This window comes from Paenibacillus sp. OK076, from assembly GCF_900110055.1.
GTDB lineage: Bacteria > Bacillota > Bacilli > Paenibacillales > Paenibacillaceae > Paenibacillus.
In genome coordinates this window covers 831,761-854,867 of record NZ_FOCH01000001.1, presented here as the reverse complement: position 1 = coordinate 854,867, position 23,107 = coordinate 831,761, and the positions used below count along the sequence as shown (strand labels likewise).

At 42.5% G+C, this 23,107-nt stretch carries 35 protein-coding genes; 2 read left to right on the top strand and 33 right to left on the bottom strand.

What is annotated here, in order from left to right; translation table 11 throughout:
• Positions 1–3: 3 nt before the first annotated feature.
• The 23 genes from BMY78_RS03945 to BMY78_RS03830 all read right to left on the bottom strand — a co-directional run bounded on the left by BMY78_RS03945 (position 4) and on the right by BMY78_RS03830 (position 14,999).
• Positions 4–516: a hypothetical protein gene (locus BMY78_RS03945; protein WP_090894883.1), complete on the bottom strand. Its 513-nt coding sequence runs from the start codon at positions 514–516 to the stop codon at positions 4–6.
• The gene (locus tag BMY78_RS03940) at positions 513–1,190 is read right to left on the bottom strand and encodes an HAD family hydrolase (RefSeq protein ID WP_090894881.1); all 678 of its coding nucleotides are present in this window, start codon (positions 1,188–1,190) and stop codon (positions 513–515) included. Before BMY78_RS03940 ends, BMY78_RS03945 begins: the two co-directional genes overlap by 4 nt.
• 245 nt (positions 1,191–1,435) lie before the next feature.
• On the bottom strand, positions 1,436–1,792 hold the full coding sequence (locus BMY78_RS03935) for a hypothetical protein (RefSeq protein WP_090894878.1): 357 nt from the start codon (positions 1,790–1,792) through the stop codon (positions 1,436–1,438).
• Between the two features lie 47 nt (positions 1,793–1,839).
• On the bottom strand, positions 1,840–2,196 hold the full coding sequence (locus tag BMY78_RS03930) for an immunity protein Imm33 domain-containing protein (protein WP_256221945.1): 357 nt from the start codon (positions 2,194–2,196) through the stop codon (positions 1,840–1,842).
• A 332-nt stretch (positions 2,197–2,528) separates the two neighbouring features.
• Entirely contained in the window at positions 2,529–2,912 is a 384-nt protein-coding gene (locus tag BMY78_RS03925; protein ID WP_090894873.1) for a hypothetical protein, read from the bottom strand.
• Between the two features lie 35 nt (positions 2,913–2,947).
• Positions 2,948–3,460 carry a hypothetical protein gene (locus BMY78_RS03920; protein WP_090894872.1) on the bottom strand — a complete coding sequence of 171 codons (513 nt, stop codon included), beginning with the start codon at positions 3,458–3,460 and terminating at the stop codon, positions 2,948–2,950.
• Positions 3,461–3,518: 58 nt separating this feature from the next.
• Positions 3,519–4,022 (bottom strand): DUF4188 domain-containing protein, encoded by a 504-nt coding sequence (locus BMY78_RS03915; RefSeq protein WP_090894870.1) that lies wholly within the window; start codon positions 4,020–4,022, stop codon positions 3,519–3,521.
• Between the two features lie 52 nt (positions 4,023–4,074).
• On the bottom strand, positions 4,075–4,557 hold the full coding sequence (locus BMY78_RS03910) for a GNAT family N-acetyltransferase (protein ID WP_090894867.1): 483 nt from the start codon (positions 4,555–4,557) through the stop codon (positions 4,075–4,077).
• Positions 4,558–5,172 carry a hypothetical protein gene (locus tag BMY78_RS03905; protein ID WP_090894865.1) on the bottom strand — a complete coding sequence of 205 codons (615 nt, stop codon included), beginning with the start codon at positions 5,170–5,172 and terminating at the stop codon, positions 4,558–4,560. It abuts the gene before it with no gap.
• 102 nt (positions 5,173–5,274) lie between these two features.
• On the bottom strand, positions 5,275–5,736 hold the full coding sequence (locus tag BMY78_RS03900; protein ID WP_090894864.1) for an NUDIX domain-containing protein: 462 nt from the start codon (positions 5,734–5,736) through the stop codon (positions 5,275–5,277).
• Positions 5,737–5,820: 84 nt separating this feature from the next.
• Entirely contained in the window at positions 5,821–6,228 is a 408-nt protein-coding gene (locus tag BMY78_RS03895; RefSeq protein WP_090894861.1) for a hypothetical protein, read from the bottom strand.
• A gap of 34 nt (positions 6,229–6,262) precedes the next feature.
• Positions 6,263–6,784, bottom strand: a complete 522-nt coding sequence (locus tag BMY78_RS03890) for a GNAT family N-acetyltransferase (protein ID WP_256221944.1) — start codon at positions 6,782–6,784, stop codon at positions 6,263–6,265.
• Between the two features lie 482 nt (positions 6,785–7,266).
• Positions 7,267–7,755 (bottom strand): cysteine hydrolase family protein, encoded by a 489-nt coding sequence (locus tag BMY78_RS03880; protein ID WP_090894857.1) that lies wholly within the window; start codon positions 7,753–7,755, stop codon positions 7,267–7,269.
• 40 nt (positions 7,756–7,795) lie between these two features.
• Positions 7,796–8,338, bottom strand: a complete 543-nt coding sequence (locus BMY78_RS03875) for an AAA family ATPase (protein ID WP_090894855.1) — start codon at positions 8,336–8,338, stop codon at positions 7,796–7,798.
• 37 nt (positions 8,339–8,375) lie between these two features.
• Positions 8,376–9,083, bottom strand: a complete 708-nt coding sequence (locus tag BMY78_RS03870; RefSeq protein WP_090894852.1) for an AAA family ATPase — start codon at positions 9,081–9,083, stop codon at positions 8,376–8,378.
• Between the two features lie 40 nt (positions 9,084–9,123).
• A complete protein-coding gene (locus BMY78_RS03865) occupies positions 9,124–9,450 on the bottom strand; it encodes a DUF962 domain-containing protein (protein ID WP_090894850.1) in 327 nt (108 codons plus the stop codon).
• Positions 9,451–9,469: 19 nt separating this feature from the next.
• A complete protein-coding gene (locus BMY78_RS03860) occupies positions 9,470–9,898 on the bottom strand; it encodes a VOC family protein (RefSeq protein ID WP_090894848.1) in 429 nt (142 codons plus the stop codon).
• Positions 9,899–10,093: 195 nt separating this feature from the next.
• Complete coding sequence (locus BMY78_RS03855) at positions 10,094–11,107, bottom strand: bifunctional glycosyltransferase family 2/GtrA family protein (RefSeq protein ID WP_090894846.1); 1,014 nt, start codon at positions 11,105–11,107, stop codon at positions 10,094–10,096.
• A 2-nt stretch (positions 11,108–11,109) separates the two neighbouring features.
• A complete protein-coding gene (locus BMY78_RS03850) occupies positions 11,110–12,096 on the bottom strand; it encodes a phosphodiester glycosidase family protein (RefSeq protein WP_218152267.1) in 987 nt (328 codons plus the stop codon).
• A 216-nt stretch (positions 12,097–12,312) separates the two neighbouring features.
• Positions 12,313–13,269 (bottom strand): radical SAM protein, encoded by a 957-nt coding sequence (locus BMY78_RS03845; protein WP_090894844.1) that lies wholly within the window; start codon positions 13,267–13,269, stop codon positions 12,313–12,315.
• Positions 13,270–13,374: 105 nt separating this feature from the next.
• Entirely contained in the window at positions 13,375–13,944 is a 570-nt protein-coding gene (locus BMY78_RS03840; protein ID WP_090894842.1) for a GNAT family N-acetyltransferase, read from the bottom strand.
• A 67-nt stretch (positions 13,945–14,011) separates the two neighbouring features.
• Complete coding sequence (locus tag BMY78_RS03835) at positions 14,012–14,320, bottom strand: hypothetical protein (RefSeq protein ID WP_177185644.1); 309 nt, start codon at positions 14,318–14,320, stop codon at positions 14,012–14,014.
• A 22-nt stretch (positions 14,321–14,342) separates the two neighbouring features.
• Positions 14,343–14,999 (bottom strand): pyridoxine/pyridoxamine 5'-phosphate oxidase, encoded by a 657-nt coding sequence (locus BMY78_RS03830; RefSeq protein ID WP_090894840.1) that lies wholly within the window; start codon positions 14,997–14,999, stop codon positions 14,343–14,345.
• A gap of 278 nt (positions 15,000–15,277) precedes the next feature.
• Here BMY78_RS03830 and BMY78_RS03825 point away from each other — a divergent pair, with 278 nt between their 5' ends.
• Entirely contained in the window at positions 15,278–15,724 is a 447-nt protein-coding gene (locus BMY78_RS03825) for a GNAT family N-acetyltransferase (RefSeq protein ID WP_090894838.1), read from the top strand.
• Between the two features lie 57 nt (positions 15,725–15,781).
• Here BMY78_RS03825 and BMY78_RS03820 read toward each other — a convergent pair whose 3' ends face one another.
• Entirely contained in the window at positions 15,782–16,396 is a 615-nt protein-coding gene (locus BMY78_RS03820; RefSeq protein WP_090894836.1) for a histidine phosphatase family protein, read from the bottom strand.
• A gap of 157 nt (positions 16,397–16,553) precedes the next feature.
• Positions 16,554–16,634: a DUF2569 family protein gene (locus BMY78_RS33675; protein WP_109999424.1), complete on the bottom strand. Its 81-nt coding sequence runs from the start codon at positions 16,632–16,634 to the stop codon at positions 16,554–16,556.
• A 230-nt stretch (positions 16,635–16,864) separates the two neighbouring features.
• Between BMY78_RS33675 and BMY78_RS03815 the strand changes: the two genes are divergently transcribed.
• The gene (locus BMY78_RS03815; RefSeq protein WP_090894834.1) at positions 16,865–17,803 is read left to right on the top strand and encodes a hypothetical protein; all 939 of its coding nucleotides are present in this window, start codon (positions 16,865–16,867) and stop codon (positions 17,801–17,803) included.
• A gap of 26 nt (positions 17,804–17,829) precedes the next feature.
• Here BMY78_RS03815 and BMY78_RS03810 read toward each other — a convergent pair whose 3' ends face one another.
• The 8 genes from BMY78_RS03810 to BMY78_RS03775 form a co-directional block, all read right to left on the bottom strand.
• Positions 17,830–18,123, bottom strand: coding sequence for an RNA polymerase alpha subunit C-terminal domain-containing protein (locus BMY78_RS03810; RefSeq protein WP_090894831.1), 294 nt, complete (start codon positions 18,121–18,123; stop codon positions 17,830–17,832).
• A gap of 52 nt (positions 18,124–18,175) precedes the next feature.
• Positions 18,176–19,183, bottom strand: coding sequence for an aminoglycoside phosphotransferase family protein (locus BMY78_RS03805; protein ID WP_090894829.1), 1,008 nt, complete (start codon positions 19,181–19,183; stop codon positions 18,176–18,178).
• A gap of 3 nt (positions 19,184–19,186) precedes the next feature.
• Positions 19,187–20,164 (bottom strand): GNAT family N-acetyltransferase, encoded by a 978-nt coding sequence (locus tag BMY78_RS33175; protein ID WP_256221943.1) that lies wholly within the window; start codon positions 20,162–20,164, stop codon positions 19,187–19,189.
• 54 nt (positions 20,165–20,218) lie between these two features.
• On the bottom strand, positions 20,219–20,722 hold the full coding sequence (locus tag BMY78_RS03790) for a GNAT family N-acetyltransferase (RefSeq protein WP_090901980.1): 504 nt from the start codon (positions 20,720–20,722) through the stop codon (positions 20,219–20,221).
• 17 nt (positions 20,723–20,739) lie between these two features.
• Positions 20,740–21,774, bottom strand: coding sequence for an alpha/beta fold hydrolase (locus BMY78_RS03785; protein WP_090894827.1), 1,035 nt, complete (start codon positions 21,772–21,774; stop codon positions 20,740–20,742).
• Positions 21,775–21,855: 81 nt separating this feature from the next.
• Complete coding sequence (locus tag BMY78_RS33170; protein WP_256221942.1) at positions 21,856–22,110, bottom strand: DUF4275 family protein; 255 nt, start codon at positions 22,108–22,110, stop codon at positions 21,856–21,858.
• Between the two features lie 35 nt (positions 22,111–22,145).
• Positions 22,146–22,361 carry a hypothetical protein gene (locus tag BMY78_RS33165; RefSeq protein ID WP_256221941.1) on the bottom strand — a complete coding sequence of 72 codons (216 nt, stop codon included), beginning with the start codon at positions 22,359–22,361 and terminating at the stop codon, positions 22,146–22,148.
• Between the two features lie 58 nt (positions 22,362–22,419).
• Positions 22,420–22,962 carry an NUDIX hydrolase gene (locus BMY78_RS03775; RefSeq protein WP_090894825.1) on the bottom strand — a complete coding sequence of 181 codons (543 nt, stop codon included), beginning with the start codon at positions 22,960–22,962 and terminating at the stop codon, positions 22,420–22,422.
• Positions 22,963–23,107: the final 145 nt, after the last annotated feature.

Genomic DNA, 23,107 nt, shown 5'->3' with positions numbered 1-23,107 from the left:
GTGTTAATCGATGTCTGCAAAAATCCACTTCGCAGCATCGCCATCCGCTTTCTTTTTCCAGAACACCATGCTAGGGCCGAACTCTTCCCCGTTCTCTCTTAATTCAGTAACCATCACAAGTGCCTCATAGAGCTTCTTTTGCTCTCGAATCTTGATCTTGCTCATAGAGATCACCTTGCGAACTTTTGAAACTGGCATGCCTGAGACTGGCGATTGCGGATCAAAAAGGCTCATATAGCCTTTCTCATCCTCTTCCCATATATAACGCATGCGAACGTTCATCAGTTTGACGATTTCCAGTTCATCACCTGTATACTTCGTTTCATCAAGGTAAACAGGAGGAATGCCCTTGTCTTTATTGGGTGCTTCTGCTTCATCGTCCTTCTGCTCAATTGCTTCATCAGTAACACTTTCCGTCACTGGAATCGTCGGTTTCTGCACAGCTTCATGGTTTGTTTTATCCTGACAGGCAATTAAGAACAGAAATAATAACGACAACACGGTTAACTTTTTCATATCCAAGCCTCCAACATATGCACAACTTCGCCAAGATCTTTGCACTCATAATCCGGTGTAATCTGTTGCGGTTGGGGTTTTCCTTTTCGATTCAACCAGATAGCCTTAATTCCCGCATTTTGCGCTCCTTGTACATCACTAACCAGAGAATCCCCTATATGGATCACCTCATTTCGCTGCAAACCGTACCTGTTGATTGCTTCATCAAACATCTCTGACCTTGGCTTATAAGATCGAACATCCTCGCTGGTAATTACTCCGGTCACTTCAATGTTATGTGCCTTCATTGCGGCTTTCACGTCATCCGTATCGATATTAGAAAGGATATATACCGGAACTTCAAGAGAATGAAGAAAGGGAATTGAATCAGCAAATATACAAGGGTTACGCCAATGTGCCAACTGTTCCTGATTAAGTGACTCAGCTTGTAGATCCGATTTGAAATGGAGAAGCGTTTCTGCCAGAGATTGCACATTCAGCATTCTTTGCGTGGTAAACTGGCTGCCGTGGCTTGCATAAAACAATGTTGAAAAAGCCTTCCACCAGTAAGCACCGATCTCATCCGTTGTACATTCCACCTGTGCTGACGCTTGAACTTGTTTATAAATCACAGGAAGAATATCATCATCTTCATGAACAACTGTCCCATAGAAATCAAGGAAAATGGCTTTCATTCTATTCCTCCCACTAGAATAATCTCAATTCGAAAAAAAACTTCCTATGTATGTTAAATTTTCTCTGTAGGTACATCATAACCCATAATGTGGAATTTGCGAATGAACCAAATAACGTAATCCTCCCCCTCTTTACGAATTCTGCTCAACACAAAAACCACGCTGCTCTGCATGTTGGCATCATACAAAAGCGTGGTATGTCGATAAATCCTTTACAACTTCCAATATCATAGAACAGAAACCATCTATCTTTTAAAAAACATGTTCATTACACCAGTGGCTTTAATGTTGATCTCATTACCCTCAGCATCCATAAAAGTCTCATTATACGTAGTAAAGATTCCCACATGCTGTATATGTCCGCTTCTGAAATTAAGACTTCTTTCCTGGCCGTTCGTGATCTGTGTATACGTTGTTTCATTGATGTCGTAGGAGACATGTATACCATACTGGCTTTCCAGCCATGTATAAAAATCGGTTCTGGTTGGATTGGTAAGAGCCAGAATCACAATTATGATAACTACAACACTAATAGCTATGGTTAATTTACTTATCCCGTTTGCTCTATAATTAGATGCTTTGTTATCGTGCACACTTGGCATTGTATGACTCCTTTCAAAGTTCTATTTTAACTCGTTGGTTGCTCTGCTTATGACCTGTTAAGCAACTGTTCGTCAAACCATACATCCTCATAATCTTCTGCAATCACAAACCGCCATCCCGGTGCAAGTCCGAGGTACTTCTTGATTTTGGGGTCCCAGTTATCGATGTGCGTGACATGTAATGGGACAAAAAAGTCATCTGCCTCCAAGTATTCATCCGCCCAAATATACCATCCGGTTGTATCTCCTTCGGGCTGAATACGCATGCCGTGGATCGGTTCTAACTTTTCCTTAACGTTCCAGGCGATTCCGATCTTATGGTGTAGTTCGCTCGGTACATAGTCGGCATTATATTTCTGACACATCTGCATCTGTTCCTGGATGGAATCAGCATTTGTCATCATTAATCATCTCATTTCTCACATGTTGGATATAACTAAGGTAGTTTGTAGTACCGTTTATAATTAGAGACCCATTCCTCTTTGGAAAAATTAACAAAATCATATAACTTACACTGTCTAAGATACTTCAGAATATTGTTTAATTCTTCCGCTTTTTTCCTGCTATCTATTCTAGCATAGAAATAGAATTGAATTGTGTGAAGTACCTGTTATGTTAGAAGAATTTCGAATTAACACAGCATAGTTTCTCCTTCAAAAAGTATGAAAAAAAGAACTACTCCATGAAGAGTAGCTCTCCTATTGACCTTTACCCATACCTGCTGCTAAAGATCAAATCATCGATCCGTTATCAGCCATGTCTTTGCCTCCTCAGGATCAGCATAAAATGATACAGATTGCCCCATCCCCAGGTTCTTCAATCTTCTTTTCAATTTCCAACGATCCATCCCTGATAGTCCTACAAATGAGAGCTTATCCACATGATCTTTGAGATTATTTATGTTGCAGATTAACTGTTCCAAGACTTCTTTGGTAATCTTCGTCTCATACATATCCACCCAAACCTTGAGCTTTTTATTGATCCCTAAGATGAAAGCCTCTTCTTGTCTCATCACATCGAAAAGCTTATCTTGGTCCTTATGCTTGCTGCCATATTTCAGACAATGGATTTCTCCACCTTTATAATAATAAGGAAAAATAGATCCACCTGGAGATTTCATGAAATGATCACTCCTCCTTATATTTTGAGATTACTTTAGGCGTTGATCTCCGTAATCTCCAGATACATCTCCTGATTACTCCGAATTATTTCATTCATGTGTAAAATAGCAGCCTGCGCCGCGGCTCGATATTTAACGTATAGTTCTTCCGTTCTTTGCAGCAGGATCGGGTCTTTCTCCAAATCCGTGGGCAGAACCTCACGCCATGTGTCTCCATCTTTATTTTTATCTGTAATCAAACGCTCGATGTCGTCCAGCAGAGTTACCATTTCATTTTGATTAAAATAGCGCATCCCGTTCCTAATTCCATTCCAGCTCTTCATGTCAATAATGTTGTACGCCGAAAACCAATAAAACTCCGCCAGGCTTTTCGTATGGTTATGATAGGAATAGAACAAAAATATCGCTTGTTGCCCTTCATGTAATTGCCGATATACCTCCACTTTTGCTGCAACATCTTTACCACGAACGGAGATCAACATCGGTTGGACACATAGCCAGCTAAGCTGCTCAGAACCCAAATCTTCTGGTTTGACATTAACTTTCAATAACATGCTCCTCTCTACTTGCGATGATTGTACATTCGAACTTCCCTTGCGTCATATGTTAAGGATTCTTTGGTGTTTTTACTGCCGGATCACTCTCTCCACCCATTCTACGTCTGGACGTTTCTTTCCTGCCTGTCGCTGGAACATGGTTAGACACTTTAGCCAATCCGAATTTGGGCATATTCGCATATATGGTCTCATATGAACCGGATTGAGCTTTGTACGTTTCATGATAAATGCCCACGCTTCCATCCGATCCAACGGATTGGTTAAATCGTTTCCAAGCCTCCAAGTGCAGACCACCGCGTGCGTATTTCTCCAGTTCATCATAAGATCTCCAATATTGCAGCAGAGTCACTCCACGCCAGCTCATAAAAAATTCCGTTCCCAGAAAACCGGTATCTGGGTTCATGTACAGTTCTTTAATCATCGGGCCCATGGATTTAAAAACAGGTAACCACTTATGTATGGCCCACAGGCGATTAACCCTCATTCCAATAATAAAAACAACAAACTCGCCTTCGATCTCAGCTGAATATCTTCCCTTGTGTATGTTCGCCACATTAGTCCCCCTTTTTATCAAATATGCCGTCTTGTTTGCCGTAATTCATCCCCTACACCATTCTGTATTGCAAAATCAGTTGAAGACCATGAATGCCCATTTTCCGCTCGCCCATATCCAGAAAACCTGCTTTTAGATACAGCTTTTGTGCTGCAATATTCCCCTCATTCACAGCTAAAATAATTTCATCGACCTTCGGATCAAGCTGCTTAACTAGTGCAGGCAGTTCCCTCATGGCAGTGAGTGCATACCCGTTCCCCTGATGTTCCAACGTAATGGATAACGCACGAACCAGTATTGTACGGGAAGTATCTCTTTCCTCTACGTATTCAGAATGTTTATGTAATATGAAGAAACCAACTGGAATCTCATCATTTAAAATCACTACCGGATATTTGTTCGGATTTTGGAAGGCTTCCTCCATCACTTCCGCAGGCATTGCAGTAAACTGAACCTGTTCATCACTTAATGAAAAATTAGCCAACTCTTGAGCGTACTTCTCATTATATAGGGCGAGGCTAATCCGTTTTTTCATTTAGAATACCTCCCACTTTGTAAACAACTGTCTAAGTCTTTGGGCCGTTGTTTGTATAAACTCTTCTATAGCTTCCATAGATAAAATGTTCAAATCATCTAAGGGCTCATTTTCAAGGTTATTTAAAAAGTCTGCTTTTTCTTTTCTATATTGATACACCTCTTGCTCCAGCAATCCACCTAAATCAAATGCTTGACCTGCTTCCAGCTTATTCAATAAATCCTGGTCATCAGACCCTTTTCTCAAAATCATAAATTCCAGCTTCGTAACATCCTGCGTATAAATACTTCGTCCATTGGCGTGTTCCTCATATGCGGGATAAATCTCGAAAGTCCAAACCCGATCCGTATATACATGGGCGATGTAGCCGCACAAATATTGCATGAACTTAGGATCACTCTGCGCGCGTTCTTTGTTGGAATTAAAAAATGCCCCGAGCTCTTCGTCTGTTGCAAATCGTCCTGTCTCTGGCATGAGATGAGTTTTTGCCTTTTCGACTTTTTCATTCGTTCTCACATGAATGGCGTCAGGAGCAAGACTTCCCACTATAAATTCAGGGGTTGGATCAGATAATAATTCAGACGTGATTGCAAAATGAACCATAGGCCAAGGCATAATAAATGCTCCTATCTCTATTAAAATGGGGGATTTTAATTTTTACTCACAAACTATATTTTCCCTATTCCCTCTCAAAATCTTCTTTATATCCTCTAGGGCTTAACGCAGAATTGTGAGTTCCCCTTGCATCAAATCTACCAATACAGGCTTCTGTACCTTGTTGATTGTGGAAATATCAATTTCATCTAGACTTTTAAAAACAAGCTCTAGCGATTCATTCTGTTCATCTTTAAATAAAAGGGTTGTTTGATCATCATCAAGTTTCCCACCCAACTCCGCGGAGACGTTGAACAGGAACATTACAAATACAACCTCGTTGCCATCCGGATATGTATATTTCATTTTCTCACCTGTGTAGATGGATGCCAGTTCATACGAACTCACGTCAAGCCCCGTTTCTTCTTTTACTTCTCTAATCATAGTTTCTTCAATACTCTCACCGGGCTCCATACCACCACCAGGTAATCCCCAATCGCCATAATCTGATCTTTTTTGCAGCAGTATTCTACCCATATGATCACGAATAATAGCTCCGCCCGTAACCACAATGCGGCTTGTCATTCATCATTCTCCTCTCTAATGGCTCGCTTCCCCTCTAGTGAATCTTTCATTCGTCATAACCCATGTATTGGTAAATGCGAATATCTAAAAGATCCTTTTTTTGACCAGAATCTCAGTTCCTTCTTCTTTGTATTTCGCAATAAATTCATTGGTCACATGATCATGATGAAGTATGCCCATATAGTCTGTGCCCGGCTTCTTCGGTCTGTAATCGGAATCAACTGTATAGATATTGAAGTGCACCTCATCTTCGTCTTCTGACACGTCCGTATGATTGAAAAGTACAATCACTTCATCTTTAGTTAGAAACTGAAAATCCCTTTGACTCTCTATAATATAAAAAGGATATTTCATCTCCTCTACATGAATTAAATTTTGGTATTCTTTCAGCTCTTCAGGAATTTGTTCCATGTAATGTAGCGCTACCTCTTCTGCTTGAAATATTCCTGAAATCCACTTGAACCTGCCTTTTGAAGCTACTATAACAAACAAATAATCATCCTTCCTAGTTACGATTCACATAAATCTAGTCCGTTCTTGCACGTACAAACGTCTGCGACAGAATCCGATGGCTGCCAGCGATGTTTTCAATTTCAATGCTATACTCCGACTCTACATATTCAATGTGATGTTGTTCATAGTATTTTTTCCAGAATGAAACAGCCGATTGGTTATTAGCCAGTTGCTCCACTTTGAATCTGCCCTGAAATTGTGCAAACACCCTATCAACCGCTTGAGCCGCTAGTCCTTGCCCACGATACTTTTTGACCAAAAATAGCTCTTGAACTGTAAAGTCGATATCCTCATCTACATAAGGAGGAGAGCAAACCAGCACAAATCCGATTACCTTTCCATCATATTGAATAAAAAACGGATGTAATTCCGCCCGTTCCAGATAGAGATAGGTATTCGTTGGATCGAATTTCCCCTCCTCTAGCAAATCCTCACCCGAGAATTCGGAAAGATCATATAAATACAAGTTGTACAGGTTAAGAAATAATTCCTTCTTTTCTGCCAAAATACTCGTGATTTGTACATTCATCATCATTGCATATCTCCCTTATCATGTGATCTACGCTCAACCTTATCGATATACACAGCGTGCTTGCTATGTCCTGCTCTCAATATATCGTTTCAACCACAGCAGATATAGGCAAAGTTTGATTTAAATCGTGAAGTATCCTGTCTTGGAGAAGATGCTTATGTATAAAAAATAGACCCTTTATAGAGTCCGTTTAAGCATATTTGTCGTTTTCCTTTTCTTCCCTAGGTATGCAACAGCAAGTGCAGCGGGATTAACAAAAGGTAGTAAAGTCAGCCAGCCTATGAACGTAAGTATGGGAGCCAGGATCGAAATCACACCGAAAAACAGCATAAGTGGAGATCCTTTCTTCAACCCCTGAACGAAAAGTACTAACCCTACTGCAATCCACATGATCAAAGCGATGCTAAGTATATTTAAAACCATCACCTCCATTTATACAGTAATCAACGATATCATATCTAGAATTAATTGACTGACACTGACACTTAATGGATTAGATAATTAACTACAGGATAAGAAATCACATTCCGGTCTCTATAGGTCGAAATCACTGCTTCAGGATGCGTACTGAGAATCCCATTTTGCAACATGACAGGTCTAAATCCTCGCTCTATCGCGCCATTATAAGTAAACAGAACACATTCCTCGGCGGCAAATCCCGATATGATCAACAGCTCAACACCATGGCTCTTCAGAATCTGCTCCAAGTCAGTCTGCCAGAAGGCATTGGAGCTCTCCTTCGTCACCGTCAGATCCTTCTCATTCACATTAACCTCAGAAATAATACGATACGCCTCAGAATTTGAATCCTCCATCCCTTCCACGTCTTGTACATGAACTACCACATGGTCGCTCGAACGAAGCACGTCTGCAACATGATTAATATATTCACAAGCGCGGTCAATTGCTTTTTGATCTAATTTATCCCGTACAATACTCTCTTGCATATCCACGATCAGAAAACCTATTTTCATATCATCTCTCCTCTAAAATCAATCTTCTACTGATCCATTTTTAATTTGCATTTTTATTCAAATATTGCAGCACAATATCCACGCGCTCCTGAACAGAATGACTCCCCTCAATCTTCAAAATCGGGCAACTTATATCTTTCATCCAATGTTCATGCAGCGCTTTACTACGCACATTCAAACCTCCATCCTCATATTGCGAGGCCCACTCCAGAAACGCCTTGGACTCCTCATACATGCTTCCACCTGGCAAAATCGCATCACCATACCTCAGGGCTTCTCTCTTTCTCAGACGCTCAAGTCTGATCTCATTGGGTACATGCAGGAAAATGACCAGATCAAAGCGCGACTTCAACTGATCCCCCCAACCACAAACCGACCCTGAGAGAATCCACTGTTGAAGTTGATCCAGATCATCTGATAACATTTTTAATCTGTCCAATGGTTTCCTCCGTGAGGTGAACTTCTTAAGCCAATAATAGTCATCCGCATCCAGATTGATATGAGGAAGCTTGGTTGTCAGTTCCTGACCCAGAGTAGAAGCTCCTGAGCCCGATGCACCAAAGATATGTATTCGATGTTTCAAGGCAATCCCTCCTTTATGATGTTAATCGCTCCTTATTTCAGTCCTTGAACAATTCGTTCAGCATTCGGTGCCGATTTTCCAGGAAACTGCGGGTAATCTGGTAATGCTCTGTATCCTCATACTCCACTTCCTGAATCCCGCCATCGTCAAAGCTCAGAATGCATGCTCCCGGATAACCCAGCAGAATCGGCGAATGCGTCGCGATAATAAATTGGGAAGTGTCTGACAAATCATGAAGAATGCGCAACAAGGAGAGTTGACGGGCTGGAGATAAGGCGGCTTCGGGCTCATCAAGCAGATAGATGCCTTTGGAATTGAATCGGTTCACGAACAGATTGAGAAAAGACTCCCCGTGGGATTGTTCATGCAACGAACGCCCGCCGTAATAATCAATGGAATCCGTCGCATCGACATGTGATGCAAACTGGTAGAAGGACTCGGAACGCATGAAGAAGCCTTTGGAGATTTTGGGCAGCCAGGATAAACGCAAATAATCCCCTAATGACGATTCTGCAGCATCAATCTCAAAGTAGTTATTCCTCCCACCCCCGGCTGTATTGAATCCACATTGATGAGCGATACCTTCGAGCAGTGTGGACTTGCCCGATCCATTTTCGCCAACAAAGAAAGTAATGTTATTGTTGAATTCCAATCGCTCCAGAGACTGTATGGACGGTATGTGAAACGGATATTGATCCGGATTCTCGACTTTAGCAGACAGTAACTCTACACTTCGAAGATACATAGACACACTCCTATTTTATAAAGTTCGACTCCTGCTGGTTTCAGTCCTGTTTATTGATCCACGGATGGATGATTTCTTTGCGGGTGATGATCTCAATGGTCCTGATAAAAAACCAGGTGAACCCGGCATAAAAACCAATATGCGGATATCGGAATGCCGCCGGTTTGTTGCCTTCGTAATAGAAGTGCCCAATCCAGGACAGGGCGTAATGGATAAGAGCCAGAACCAGCATGACTTTAATATTAATGAACAAGAAAATCCAGGCCACAAACGCCGATAAAAATGCGAAATAATGCAAGATGAGGTTGTTCCGATCCTGATGTTCCTGAAGATAATAACGCAAGTCCTTGCGAACACGGTCTAACATCCGGTCACACTCATTTCACCTAAAATGTGATCATGGCTCCTTTTTCATCAAATACGGCAGTTGGATTCCAAGTGACTTCCCAGCAGTTATTCTCCGGATCCAGGAAATAGGCGATTCTTCCACCCCAAGCAGCGTCGTAGGGCTCTTTAATTACATTGCCTCCGGCTGCGCGAATTTTCGCAATGGTATCATCAACATCTTCGGCTTTATCCACATTGATTGCCAGCAACGTTCCCTTCAACCCGTCAGATGCACTGAATGTCATACCCGTATCTTTCTCAAGCTCCTGAATGGGATATAACGATAACAATACACCTGTCGTTTCAAAGACACTGTACTGATCTGAACTGATTGCTGTCTCACTCCAGCCAAGCTTCTGATAGAACGAACGCAATTCAGACAAATGCATCGCACCGATAGTGACCAGACTCACTCGCTGTGGAACCATAATTTATTCCTCCCATGTACTTGTACTGATAGTGGTATGAATTCATCCATATAAGCTCCCAGTTCATTACATAAAATGGCTATCTCCATCGTACCCCATAACGAGGTTAACATGAAACGGTTATGAATGAAAAAAAGAGAGCAAGCGGTATGCTTACTCTCTCTGTGTTTTAATATACAAAGTTAATATTTAGAGTTAATATACAAATCTGCGCTGCGCCCAATAGCTGAACACAAAGATCGACACCTCTGTTAACAACTTGGCTGCAATCAGCGGGATAATCAATTTTTCATTGTAGAAGTACAACAATCCGTAATTTAATAGCAGAACGAGAATGACCAATGAGAAGTATTTTGGTAAAGACTGACGGACTCTGGACGTTTTTCCAGCTGAAAATACATACTTCCGATTAATCGTATAGTTGAAGATGGAACTGCACAGTCTCGCTGCAACGACAGATAGGAACAGATTATGCGTGAAGTACTGGATCACGAACAGTAAGCCAAAATCGATCAAGGCCGATAACACCGAAGACGTACTGAACATCAGAATCGGCATATAAATACGGAATGAATCTACCAATGGGCGAAAATGAGAAGATTTGTTATGATCCAGATAGACCGTATCAATAAACTCCTCCGTGATCTCATACCCTTCTTTATGCGCTGTTAGCAGCATGTTCATTTCGTATTCAAACCGTTCCCCCGCTATCTGGCACAACCAGTCCAGCATCGAGTACGGAAAACCTCGCAGGCCTGTCTGTGTATCATATACTTTCGTACCTGTCGTGAGAGAAAAGACTCCTCTTGTGACCGTGTTGCCAAAACGGCTGCGCGCTGGAATGGTTCCACTGAACCGACGGCTACCCAGTACAATTCCCGGGCTCGTTTGCTCCAATAGTACATCAAAGATGCGTTTGATATCATGCGGCAAATGCTGTCCGTCACTGTCTGCGCACACAATACCACCCTGTGGGCCATGTTCCTTGATATGTTGGAATCCTGTCTTTAGCGCACGCCCCTTGCCCAGATTAACCGTATGTGTCAGGACCGTACACCCATAAGCTTCTGCTGTCTCGAAAATCCCCCTGTAACCTGGCCCGCTACCATCATCTACAATGACAATGGGTCCTAACTGAAACGTCTGCAACTGTAACACGAGATTCAATAAACGAACATCCGGTTCGTATGATGGAATTAATATGGTCATGATCATTGTCCCTCCTTCAGATAAAGGATGTCACTTACGCCGCGTTCCTGGTTTCTACCCAGCGGATTATTAACAACCCGACCCATGAAATACATTGTGGATGAACCACCGCCGTCCAGATTGTAGGCTTCCTTTGCTCCAAGACCTTTCATGACATCGGCGAGCTCTGCGAGCGTCATGCCACGGCTGTCATCCTGTCGTCCGTCCACCACAACGAATACATAGTGATTCGGGGCGATCATGCCGATGGCAGTTCTCGGATTGGCATCCTGGATCGACCGGTTGCCAAAGTTGTTATCGATTTTCACACTGCTGAAGTCAGATACAATCTCACCGTCCTGAATCAGAATGGGCCCAAAAGATAACGTATTGGTCGCACCTTCCGCCAGCAGTTCCGATGAGGATACTGACGTCTCGTTATACGTCTTCATCGTACCGTCACTGAACAATGCCATCGCATCACGCACCGGATCATCCCGATATACCGTACCATTGCGGATAATTACGCCATCATCGCGGAAGCCGTAGTAGTCACCATTGATCGCAAAGATGGCGTTGTTAGCGGCTGCTATCTCTGAAGTGTTCTCGGTAATATTCGTGCCAAAGCTGTTATCTGCCAGAGCCGTTCGCAGGCTGCTCGCATCTGTCAGCTGTACATCTGCGACGTAATACGTGATCTGATCTGAGCCAGAGCCCGTCTGCACCTTGTCGATCTTGACCTGCATGTCATCGCTGGAATAGTTCCAGTCATCTGACGTTGCATTCACTTCAGTCGCCGGGGTTGAAGTATCGCTGGAGGTGCTGGTTGCTGATGTATTGTCATCCGCTACAACTACCTGCACATGCCGGATTAAATAGCGATCTGCCAGGCTGTATATCACGGTACCAAGGCCTAGCACAATAACAAGGGTGATCATCAGCCATTTGCGCCTTGGTTTTGCCTTTTTATATGGGTCGTTCTCGTTGGTTTTTGGATAGATCTTCATCATGTGAAGTTCACCTCTTCATCTAAGTTCTTAAGGCTCATCATAGGCTGGATAGCTTAAATGAATCTGAAACAGGCTGAACGCAAAGAAAGAAGGTCATCCATTCCCCCGAGAGGAAATCAGACAACCTTCCATATAAGTGATAATGATGGATCTCAATCTATATATGTACCCCAAATAGGGACAAGTACGATGCTAAAAAGCTTTCTATAAACGTGACTATTCACTTGCAAAGAGAGCATCGTATGCAGGGCAGGGTTTCTTTTCTAGATAATCCGTTAACGCTTGTGGCTGCTTGGTATAAATATCCTTCAAAGACGTACCCGTATATATATTACCGATCACGACTGGGTGGCATAACTCACAGATGAGAATATCTCCATTGCCGTGCAAATGCAGCTGCTTCGTCCCATCCACACAATTGGAGAAATACACACCCGATTGTTCTCGTAATCCCAATTGCTCCGCGAAACGATCCATACAGGTAAAATATAATGTCGTATCTTCTTTCTTGTGCTTGATCAGATCGTTTACGGAGTGGATGAGTGATTCTTTGGAAGCAATCTGGCTCCATTGACTATGTGGCATCACGATACTGTTCTGGATCTCATGGATGCGCACACCCAGTTCATAGACTTTATCGCTAATAGCCTGCATGTTGGCTTGGGTGCCTTCAAATAGCAGCGTCTCCAAGACGGTCTCCAGCCCTGCTTCAGTACAAAGACGAATGTTGTGCTCCAATCGCTCATACATGCGGGGATGTACACGGTAATACGCAGCATATGCATCCCGATCTGTATAGTTGAACGAAATATGAATATTGGACAAGCCTGCATCCCGCAAAGCATGAATTCGTTCTTCCGTTAGCAAGCTGGCATTGGTATTTAATTGCGTGTCGATGCCATGTTCCCCGCAATACGTCACAATCTCCAGGCAATCCTGAACTTTCAGAGTCACCTCTCCCCCGGACAAACGCACCCGCTTGAGCCGCGGAAGCTCACGGATGATTCGGATGACCTCTTGACCACTTATGCACTGCCCATCGTCCCGATTGTAGGCGCAGCAATAGTCGCATTTGTAATTGCAATTGGAGGTCACGCCGACCTCCAGTCCTTCCAGTTCATATACGCCGGGTGTTTCAAGCTCAAGTGATTTATATCTATTTTTCGCTGTCAATTCGATGTACCTCCCGATTCCTTATCCATGTTTTTTCAACTTGGAGATTATAGCGAATCTCGGTCGATGCCCGATATGACATTATGTACGTTAGGAATCATATCATCATTTGAAATCATAATCGGATCGAATAATCGCATACAAATTCAAATCCTGCATTTCGTTTTTAATTTTCATATAACTCCGTAAAAGCCCTTCGAATTTCATGCCTGTCTTTTCCATGACCTTTGCGGAACCGATGTTACCCACCAGACATTTAGCCTGAATTCGTTCCAACCCGATGTCTTCAAACCCAAATTGAATGACTCGGCTAACCGCTTCCGTCATGATTCCTTGACCCCAGTACTCATTGGATAATACATAACCTAATTCCACCCTCATACTGTTGCTGTCGCACCCCAGATAATTGCAGCTGCCAATCAACTTCTTCGTTTGTTTATCCTCAATCCCCCATGGCCCCAGCTTATCCACCTCATATCGACTCATGACAAAATCAATAAAGACTTTCGTATCCTCCTTGCTCTGATGTGCGTCCCAAGTTGTGTACTCCGATACAGCAGGAATCGCGCAATAACGGTACATGTCATCCAGATCAGCATAGGTAATCGGCCTAAGCAGCGTTCGTTCAGTTTCCAATATCGGAAATGGGTCAAAATAACTTTCAATGGACTTCATATGTATGCCTCCTCGACTTATTCAAATTGTTTTACGACCGTTATTGATAAGGAATCACACTATCCAGTTAATCTGTTTTGTTCTGGCTTCCCGCTTCTTGATCTACAGTTTCATAACTCACAAAACGCTTGAGACTTTCTCTGGTTTTGGAGCTGATTGCTTCATATTCCGCCCATACTAAATAGAACAGGCCCAGAATTAAAGCAGCTATACTCCAACTTTGCGGAGCGGTCCCAATATAATTTAGCATGCCTTGAAACAAGTCCGAATTCCACGAAGTAACTCCAGAACCAAAAATGGCAGCACTTAAATATCGAACACCGTATAGAAATGCCGCTATGACCAGCAGCAGTGTCCCTGTAGTTCTACGACTCACACATATTCCCCCCTTTATAAAATCACGGCCATAACCTCTGGCACTTCCATTGACCTTGCTGCAGAACATATTGGATTCGCACATGCTTTCGCTCCGGGTCTCCCTGCCAGAACTCAACTTCCTTTGCGTTCACGGCGTACAGTCTCCAATTCGGTGTAATGACATCAGGATCTCGGCTGATCCGTTTCGTCTGTGCCGCAATGGCGTGTTCCAATTCTTCCTCGCTCTCCAGCTCCTGACTCTGTCGTCCTGTCATCGCAACTGCGCGTGCCCCTGCCGATCTTTTCCGAAAATCCGCTGCACCTGCTTCCTCGCCCATATCCACGGCTTCTCCCCTTATGCGAATCTGTCTGCCCAATGCAGGCCAGTAAAAGGTCAGTGCCACACGCGGATTGCTCTCCAACTGCTGTCCTTTTCGACTCTCCGAGCCAGATGCAAAATAAAAAGCTTCGTCAACTACGTCTTTCAAAATCAATACTCGTGCATCTGGAAAACCGTTCGAGTCCACTGTCGAAATCGTCATCGCGTGAGGTTCTTTCACACCGTATTCTATAGCCAGTCTCAGCCATTCCAGAAAAAGATCCCCTGGTCGATCCGGTAACTTCTCGGTATTCCAAGCTGGAAAAGGTCCAGACAAGGACTTCAACCCACGCAGCAAATCACTCGGTTTATCACTCACATCGGCAACCTCCTTAGACTTCCATTTCATTCCATTGTAGCGTAATAGGCCATTTTCTCAACTATTTGTTTTGAAATGATTGATATGTTCAATCTATTTTCACTGATAAAAGAAGGATATATTAACAAAATAGCAAATAACCTACATTAGAATTTTTTCATTTCGAAAGGAGTGATGTGGTATGAAGAATAACCATGTTGCAATGATTTTTAGGAAGGATACGAAGTAACCGCAGAGGATAAATTCCTCTGCGAAGTAAAATTTGGGAGGAATTTTGTATGGTAATTGTATTAAAGCCAGTGTCTAATGAAAATTGGTATGAATGTACCCAGCTTAAAGTTAAGCCAGAACAGCTTCATATTTTTCGTGCACCTGTCGTTTATTGGATTGCTGAATCTAAATATGTTAATGATTTTGAATTACGTGCTATTTACTCGGAAGAGGTTTTAGTCGGTTTTCTCGTATTCTGTGCGAACCCAGACAAGGATGATAACTACTGGATTCCTGCCATAATGATTGACGAGAAGCATCAAGGAAAAGGTTATGGCAAGGCAGCAATGAAAACTTTGATTCAGCTTATGAGTATTTCAAATTGCACAAGAATAATGATTGGACACCGACCAGACAATCGAATTGCTGGAGAGCTGTATGAATCTTTAGGGTTTATGAAAGTGAGTGAAGAACTAATAGACGATGAAATCGTACGTCTGCTTCAAATCGGTTAAATAATGTATATAAAGACTGACGGCACCTGTCGGCAGTCTTTATTGTCACAGAAAAAATTAACCTAGATGACTCATCATATTCATGCTGCTAAACTCCCAACCATTTAATCCTTTTTCAACCGTATGAACACTGGTATTCCCGATAGAATGGAACCCCGATGTATTAGTCCAATTTTGGTTTCCTAGTAGATAATAAAGGATGTTGATTACTCCGCCGTGCGTGACCAGTAGAACATTGGATTTGATCTTTTGCTCCTCTATACTCTGGCATAAATCTCGAAAGGATGTACATATTCTGTTATAAAAATCCCGAGGACTTTCTCCTCCTGGAAACGGGGCATCCATTCCAAGAGTGTTAAAATAAACTCCTGCATATTTCACTTCAGCTTCCTTGTTTGGCATGCCAGCCAAATCTCCGTTATTCATTTCTCTCCAGTCTTTCAGGTAATCCCCTTTGATGTTAAGCCTTTTTTCAAGCTCTTTTGCAGTCTGAACTGCACGCGGAAGATCACTACTAATCACCGTGTTTATGTTATATTGCTCTAAATGATGGTGCAGGTAGTCTCCGAGTCTCTCCGATTGAGTCATACCTTCTTCAATGAGCCCTCGCTGACTCCAGCCACCTCTGTAGCCCTCCTCATCCATCCCGTGTCTTACTAAGAAAATCTTCAAGATATCTCCTCCTCTATTTAGCGGCCAATCCCTCTCTCCTAAGCAGGTTGACAATAAACAACCCTATAGCAGTTTCATCTGAACCCTCGTATGAATTGACTGAATTTATAACAAACCCCGCCTTAGATCTTTCCATCTTAGGTCGGGGTGTATGTTTTTATCTGACAAACGTATTATGGACTCGTACTGATTTGATAAAGTATGGGGTCCATATCGAGGACCTACAACGGGTGATCATAATCAAATTGAGCTGACGTTAACATTTCCTCGCATAATATTTTACATAACCGTCTTATTATACAATGCAAAGAAGCAGAACGATACCCATTTCACCAGTTCAAGTCACTTATCGATAAAAGAAAGCCTTCGCTATACTTACGCCGTGTTCGGCAGGGTATTCTTCCTGCATACTGTACTTAATTCGTGCAGATGGCACATCTGCACTAACGTTCAAGGAGGAATAATCCAATGTCCAATCCCAAGATAAAACTTCTGCCCTTTGCAGAGATTTCAGCACATTTGGAAGGCTTCGATATAGTTTCCACTCAGTGGGGCGGCGATGGTCGGGTCTATGTGCTGCTCATAAACCAAATTCCCGAAAGAAAACAAGGCATGTTTGTACAGACCAAACTAAACCAAACCTACACATACAAAGTTCTGATTGTGACGGAGCAATCCATTGAGGAAGTTGTTATTTGGGGGCAAACGTTCAATTATCATTACGTGCAACCATTACATGGTCACCTGCTGCTCGTCGGGGCGCGCTGCACGTATTATGGGAATGACAAGTATGACCTGAACGCCAAAGTGTGTGATCGGGAAGGAAACACGATTCGCGAGTTTCTGCTGGGAGACGGTATTCAGAGTGTGCAGGTGACCGAGAACGGGACCATTTGGACCAGCTACTTTGACGAGGGTGTATTCGGGAACAATGGGTGGAATAATCCGATTGGCTCACAAGGACTGTTAGCCTGGGATATGCACGGTAACAAACTATACGAAGACCATACAGCCGATATTGCCGATTGTTACGCACTCAATGTGGTGAATGAACAGCAGGTATGGTTTTATTATTATACCGATTTTATGCTTGGCTGTGTTTCCGGCGGTACCCAGCAACCTAAAGTAACATTGGTAGATCCTAACCTATCCGGCTCCTCCGGTTTCTGTACGGATGGGTATCATTTTTTGTTCGATGCCGGGTATGGTAAACACGGGACGTTTGTTCTCAAGAAAATGGAGAAGCCCGGCACACTTACAAAAGGGCAGAAGATTGAGTTCGTGAATGAACAGAATAATCCCTTCAAGCAGGCACGTCAGGATTTTCGTCAGAACCGACTGCTCCTCAGTGAGGGAAATCTGTTGTATCAGGTGACGGTTGAGGAATTGGCTTCAGGTTTGGTTTAGGGAGATTAGATTAAGAGTGAAGAGGGTTATTTATTAAAAGATAATCCCTCTTCTTCGAGTGCTTGTCGAAGTTTGGGGATCGCAGAAGGCCCAATCCCGTGCAGCTTCAGAATCTCTTTTTCTGTGTATTGCGAGAGTTTTTGCAACGTCGTAATTCCCTGATTCTCCAGTGCACGTCTAGCGGGTGCCGACAGCAATGAGAGAAATCCCTCTTTCGGTTTTCGTGCCTTCTCACAGACCGGACAGGTTGGACAATCGCTACTTTTGTAATAGGAATGCCCTTGTTCGCATGTTCTTAATGTTCCTTTATCGTTTACCATGCAGCTCACACCTTTCCGTTTTATCGGATAAAATCATCTCGGATCTCGGAGTTTAGCTACTCAACCAGTTCTCAACATCTGAGATCATATCCTCGTATTGTTTTAAAGCTTCTATAGTCCATATAACTTGTGATGTTCCCATTTGTTGTTCTTCATTGTCTGTGCATTCAATCCACAAAGAGCGTTTCAGACTGTATTCGAGCCAGTCCAATTTTCCGGCAAAGCCATTTTCGAGAACCATTCTCCAATTGGCGTTCAAATTCCCCACTCGAGACCTATATCCATCTATAAAAGCCAAGAACCTTTCTTTGTCCACGTTTCCGGTGTGATCTACTGACCAATACATCGCTGTTTCCACCAGATCATGCATCGGATTGATATAACCCGCTGATTCCCAATCAATAATGATGGGGGTGTCCTGCTGCCACATCACGTTCTTAGGTTCAAGATCTCTATGGCTAATAACTGTATTTGAAGCCAGTATTACTGATGCATTTTTTGCCTGAGCACTCCACTCATAGAGCTTTTGAATGCTGTTATCTAATAAGATCGTCCAATCCGAATTTTCTTTCTGCCCTTTGTGTAAATAATCATTCCAATCAATTTCTTTGGAATGATCCAACTGAAGGTCAGGAATATGAAGCTGTGAAAAATCAGCTTTATGAATATCCGCAAGAATCATGCCCATATGCTCACAATGGGTTTCGGTTACTTCCTGAAACTCTAGACTTTTACCGTCGATCCAGTCAAATATAAGATAACATTGATGATCTAATATCTGCATTGAAGAACCGTTTATCACTTTGGCAGGTTGAGCATGGATAAAATTTGCTGCAACGTTTGCTATTTGTTCGGATTGGATATAATTCTGCATAGCTGTAGGTCTACTCATAATTTGAGGATTCAGTGCTTTCACAGCATATTTAGCATGTGTAGTTTCGATGGCATACATGCGATGTAAAAGGCCACCCGAGATTGACTTGGGTATACTGAACAACTCACCAAGTTCTAATACAGCGACGAGTTTTTCGAATTTTAGATTATATTGAATATTATTCATACGTTATAACACCTTTTGGAAACTACCAATATCCAATCTGCGATCAAACTTATATCCCACGCCTTTAAACATCGCACATTGCTCATACCCATGCTTTTCGAATAGGGTCTTGCTGCGTGTGTTTTCCATGCATACCGTAGCAATCAAGGTGTAGAACCCTTGCTCGCGCGCAACATCCTCTATAAATCGCAGTGCCGTTCCACCGATGCCCTTCCCTACAATATCCGGTTTCAAATAAATGGTTACTTCTCCCGAGAAGTCGTAGGCTTGTTTGCTCTTGTATTGGGTAATTAGCACATACCCTTGAATTTCTTTCTCTTCTTTAATGACAAATGATTTAAAGCGCGGATTTCTGTTCATGACAGAAGCCTTGATTTCTTCCAGAGTCAATTCTTCAGTATGAAATGAGATAGTCGTGTTGGAAACGTAGTAGTTATATATTTCTCTGACTTCGGTCAAATTCTGTTCCGATATTTCTTCAAAAGAGTAGCAGGGCATTTCCATTTTCATACTGATAAATAACATGTCCTCGCCATTCACTTTGCTATAAAACTCCTTATCTCTTTTAAAGCCTGTCCGCTCATACACTTTAATTGCTCGTTCGTTGAATGTGGCAACCACCAGTCGAAAATGAGAACTATTAAATTGGTTTTGCAAGAATACTAAACTTTGTTTAAGGAATACAGATCCTTTCTTTTGCCCTGTCAGATCTGGATCTAATCCAAGGCCTATATCCAAATATCCTTCTTCTTGATACAGTCCGATTGAGGTTCCTCCCGGAACTCGAGCTGATTGCCCACAACAAATAAATCCCACTACCCTCTCCAGTTCATTCAGGACTGAAAAGTACTCCCCATTCATCAATTCTTGAATATCTTCATTGGATTCAGAGAAACTGTACATTGTATACTCATTTTCATACTTCCAGGTAACGATTTTTTCTGCATCGGCTATTTTCATTGGATGATAGGATAAAAGCATGAATAATCCCCCTTTTATACACTTAAGAGCTTAACGAAGTCGATAGAGACACCATCATTGTTTTTCATACAGACTGGCACTCCAGTTCCCCTGTTTCATTCTGCGGATGTATTGGAATCCATAATCCTTATAGTATTGATTAAGTCTCAGGTTATCTGCCATGCAATCCAGCCTGATCAAGGTTTTACCTTTATGCCTAATGTTCTCTTCTGCTGATTTTAGAAGGAGTAGCCCTATATTTTGCCCTTTAAAATCTCTATTCACTGCGAATCGGTGTATGTACCCGGAATTGGTGTTGTCGAGCTCCTCCCAAATCAGGGGATCTGACCACGTTAAGGTATACGTCCCTACGATTTCATGATTTATTTCAGCAAGATATACGTCAGATCCATCCGTCATGAATTCATTCACTTGTTCCAAATTGAAATACTCAGGACGCCATTGATATATCTCTTTGGAGTTCAGCCACCGGGCAGACTCTTGCCATAGATTCAATACAGTTGAAGCTTCCTCCGGTAATGCAAGTCTAGTTATGAGTTTAGTATTAAGTTGCTCCATCAAGATCCCTCGCTTATTCAAAAGTTAAATACCCCCATCAACCACGCTGCAAATCGTTCTTTCTCCTCGAACTGTGGGTAATGAGCGGATTCTTCAAATACAACAAAATCTTTTTCGGGTGCTCCAAGCTCATCGAAATAATCCCTTGCCGCATTCAGAGACGTCATATAATCATACTTTCCCATAACAAAATAAGTCGGTATCTCCAGCTGATCTACAATGTCTGGCAAATGGTTGGTGGACTCCTCCTTTAGGAGAATTTCCTGTGTAGCCTGCACTCCCATGGAATAGCGAATCACATCCAGTGCATTATATTCGGTTCCCAAAAGAAAGCCGAGCATATAGTCCCTGTTGTCATCAATAAGCCTAGCCGCACCGCCGTATTTGCGAACCAACTTTCTTGGTGTGTATTTCTCGCCTCGCTCAATCGGATTCCGAAGACGTTCCAGACTTTCCGCATCCGCTGTACTGTCGGCTTGTTTCGCTTGTGTGATCGTATATTCCAAACTATCCAACTCACTCTGCACAGTATCAGCTACTTGTCCAATACCTATATAAGCAACGAATTTTTCAGGTGCTTTGGCCGCCGATTTTGTCCCTATGTATGTACCAAATGAATGACCGACCAGCGTAACCTTTCTTTGCCCCAGTTCGGCAGTGACGTAATCCGTTAATGCCAGCAAATCATCTACAAGCACATCTGAAGTCACATCCGAATAATCCTCCATGAAATGATATGACTTTCCACTTCCACGTTGATCATAATGCACAATAGTAAAATGTTGCTCAAGCTCCTGCTGATACTTTCTTACATAAGGAATCTCGGAGCAACCAGGGCCACCATGTACAAAAAGAAGGATGGGATTGTTCCGATCCGCACCGCGAATCATAACCTCATGACCTGCACCATTGATCTCAACCTGTCCTAATGTGCTGATACTATTCTCTCCCTTGATCCCAGGGGTCCAAGTGGGAAAGATTAGTGCGATTATTACGAGTAAAAGAATACTAAGCATGGCGCGTCTGAATATTTTAATCGACCTCTTACGCATCAGATGGCTCCTCCGGCAGATATTCGTGTGTTTATTAAGTGGACTCCAAACTCCTCACTTGTTACTCCTTACTGCTCCTTGTTACTTCACTTTATAAAAATACGGTCCGCACATGGATTCATGGGTATGTACATACGTCCACGTGAACGCTTGGTCAAAAATATAAATGTCCTGTTCCGAATCAAAATCTTCTGCGATGACCTTATTCGCATTCTGAAATATCTGTATGAATGGTGTATGTTGATACATGACATACAATTCATTTTTATTTTCGGCATTAAAAGCATCTCGTGCTGTATTGTCTGTTAGGCAATCCTGTTTCTCATAACTGAACATATGCCACTTGTACTGGCTATAATAGATGGCCTCTTTTACCTCTTCACTGATGTTCTTGGAAATGTGTTATCCCATTTCTGTATAATTTCTTCGGATTCCTCGCACAATTCAGTCACAAGGACCCCCTTGTCCTCCAAATTTTTGTTATACATATATTTGCGATGCACAAGCTCAATTCGCGAGTACACCACATTCAGCTCATGGTCCGGTAGAGCATCCAGCAGAACATTAATTTCATCTCTAATCATCATAACCTCCGAAGTTTATTGGATTTAAGATTTAAGGATTTAGGATAAACTCGCATTCCAGCTACTCACCGTTTGCTTCTTCTCGAAGCAAATAAGCCAATCGGTACATTTCCGCGATATCATATCTATTCTGTTCTTCAAATCTCCTGATCGCTTCACCAATCTCCACAACCTCTACAGCAATTACCTGTTCCCCACCCACCGGATTCAATGGTTTACCGACCAGCTCAACTTCTCCATAGCCAATAAGTCTTACAAAATGAGGGTGAGGAATATGCGGTCTATACGGCTCAGGTGCACTCGACATGCAATGAAATTGTCCAAACAACCGGTACGTGATCAACTTGGCCCCGAGCTCCTCCATCACTTCACGTTGCAGTCCATCCATATAATTCTCTCCTACCTCCAACGTTCCTCCGGGCAGCTCCCATTTTCCGTTATCGATCTGAAAAACGACCACTTGTTCCCCCACAAACGGGATGATACTCACATTGCTTACCAGCGTTTCATCCACGATGTCATTCAGTCTAAACTCCGCTTTAACAATCCCCCAATGAATCAATGTACTGAGCGCAGGGAACTGCTCCCGATCCAAAATTTTCATCCTACATCCGATCCTCTCTATGTAAAATAAATCTTCCATTATAAGTTCTATCTCTCATTATAGATCAAAAAAGAAAAAAGAAGGTCACTTTTCCCATCGGGAATCCATGGACCTTCTAATGTTATTTCAGTTGAACTAAAGAAAG

Bases quoted from the DNA above. Each gene is read 5' to 3' on its own strand.
- BMY78_RS03860 (WP_090894848.1), bottom strand. From the start codon at position 9,898: ATGGTTCCACAGCGAGTGAGTCTGGTCACTATCGGTGCGATGCATTTG.
- BMY78_RS03905 (WP_090894865.1), bottom strand. From the start codon at position 5,172: ATGCCTTGGCCTATGGTTCATTTTGCAATCACGTCTGAATTATTATCT.
- BMY78_RS03925 (WP_090894873.1), bottom strand. From the start codon at position 2,912: ATGAAATCTCCAGGTGGATCTATTTTTCCTTATTATTATAAAGGTGGA.
- BMY78_RS03910 (WP_090894867.1), bottom strand. From the start codon at position 4,557: ATGAAAAAACGGATTAGCCTCGCCCTATATAATGAGAAGTACGCTCAA.
- BMY78_RS33165 (WP_256221941.1), bottom strand. From the start codon at position 22,361: ATGATGATTAGAGATGAAATTAATGTTCTGCTGGATGCTCTACCGGAC.
- BMY78_RS03850 (WP_218152267.1), bottom strand. From the start codon at position 12,096: ATGATGAAGATCTATCCAAAAACCAACGAGAACGACCCATATAAAAAG.
- BMY78_RS03785 (WP_090894827.1), bottom strand. From the start codon at position 21,774: ATGCGTAAGAGGTCGATTAAAATATTCAGACGCGCCATGCTTAGTATT.
- BMY78_RS03840 (WP_090894842.1), bottom strand. From the start codon at position 13,944: ATGAAGTCCATTGAAAGTTATTTTGACCCATTTCCGATATTGGAAACT.
- BMY78_RS03870 (WP_090894852.1), bottom strand. From the start codon at position 9,083: ATGTATCTTCGAAGTGTAGAGTTACTGTCTGCTAAAGTCGAGAATCCG.
- BMY78_RS03930 (WP_256221945.1), bottom strand. From the start codon at position 2,196: ATGATGACAAATGCTGATTCCATCCAGGAACAGATGCAGATGTGTCAG.
- BMY78_RS03880 (WP_090894857.1), bottom strand. From the start codon at position 7,755: ATGAAAATAGGTTTTCTGATCGTGGATATGCAAGAGAGTATTGTACGG.
- BMY78_RS33175 (WP_256221943.1), bottom strand. From the start codon at position 20,164: ATGCTTTTATCCTATCATCCAATGAAAATAGCCGATGCAGAAAAAATC.
- BMY78_RS03945 (WP_090894883.1), bottom strand. From the start codon at position 516: ATGAAAAAGTTAACCGTGTTGTCGTTATTATTTCTGTTCTTAATTGCC.
- BMY78_RS33675 (WP_109999424.1), bottom strand. From the start codon at position 16,634: ATGATCACCCGTTGTAGGTCCTCGATATGGACCCCATACTTTATCAAA.
- BMY78_RS03825 (WP_090894838.1), top strand. From the start codon at position 15,278: ATGGTAATTGTATTAAAGCCAGTGTCTAATGAAAATTGGTATGAATGT.
- BMY78_RS03865 (WP_090894850.1), bottom strand. From the start codon at position 9,450: ATGTTAGACCGTGTTCGCAAGGACTTGCGTTATTATCTTCAGGAACAT.
- BMY78_RS03815 (WP_090894834.1), top strand. From the start codon at position 16,865: ATGTCCAATCCCAAGATAAAACTTCTGCCCTTTGCAGAGATTTCAGCA.
- BMY78_RS03855 (WP_090894846.1), bottom strand. From the start codon at position 11,107: ATGACCATATTAATTCCATCATACGAACCGGATGTTCGTTTATTGAAT.
- BMY78_RS03900 (WP_090894864.1), bottom strand. From the start codon at position 5,736: ATGACAAGCCGCATTGTGGTTACGGGCGGAGCTATTATTCGTGATCAT.
- BMY78_RS03940 (WP_090894881.1), bottom strand. From the start codon at position 1,190: ATGAAAGCCATTTTCCTTGATTTCTATGGGACAGTTGTTCATGAAGAT.
- BMY78_RS03805 (WP_090894829.1), bottom strand. From the start codon at position 19,183: ATGAATAATATTCAATATAATCTAAAATTCGAAAAACTCGTCGCTGTA.
- BMY78_RS03890 (WP_256221944.1), bottom strand. From the start codon at position 6,784: ATGATGATGAATGTACAAATCACGAGTATTTTGGCAGAAAAGAAGGAA.
- BMY78_RS03775 (WP_090894825.1), bottom strand. From the start codon at position 22,962: ATGAAAATTTTGGATCGGGAGCAGTTCCCTGCGCTCAGTACATTGATT.
- BMY78_RS03790 (WP_090901980.1), bottom strand. From the start codon at position 20,722: ATGGAGCAACTTAATACTAAACTCATAACTAGACTTGCATTACCGGAG.
- BMY78_RS03810 (WP_090894831.1), bottom strand. From the start codon at position 18,123: ATGGTAAACGATAAAGGAACATTAAGAACATGCGAACAAGGGCATTCC.
- BMY78_RS03935 (WP_090894878.1), bottom strand. From the start codon at position 1,792: ATGCCAAGTGTGCACGATAACAAAGCATCTAATTATAGAGCAAACGGG.
- BMY78_RS33170 (WP_256221942.1), bottom strand. From the start codon at position 22,110: ATGTTCAGTTATGAGAAACAGGATTGCCTAACAGACAATACAGCACGA.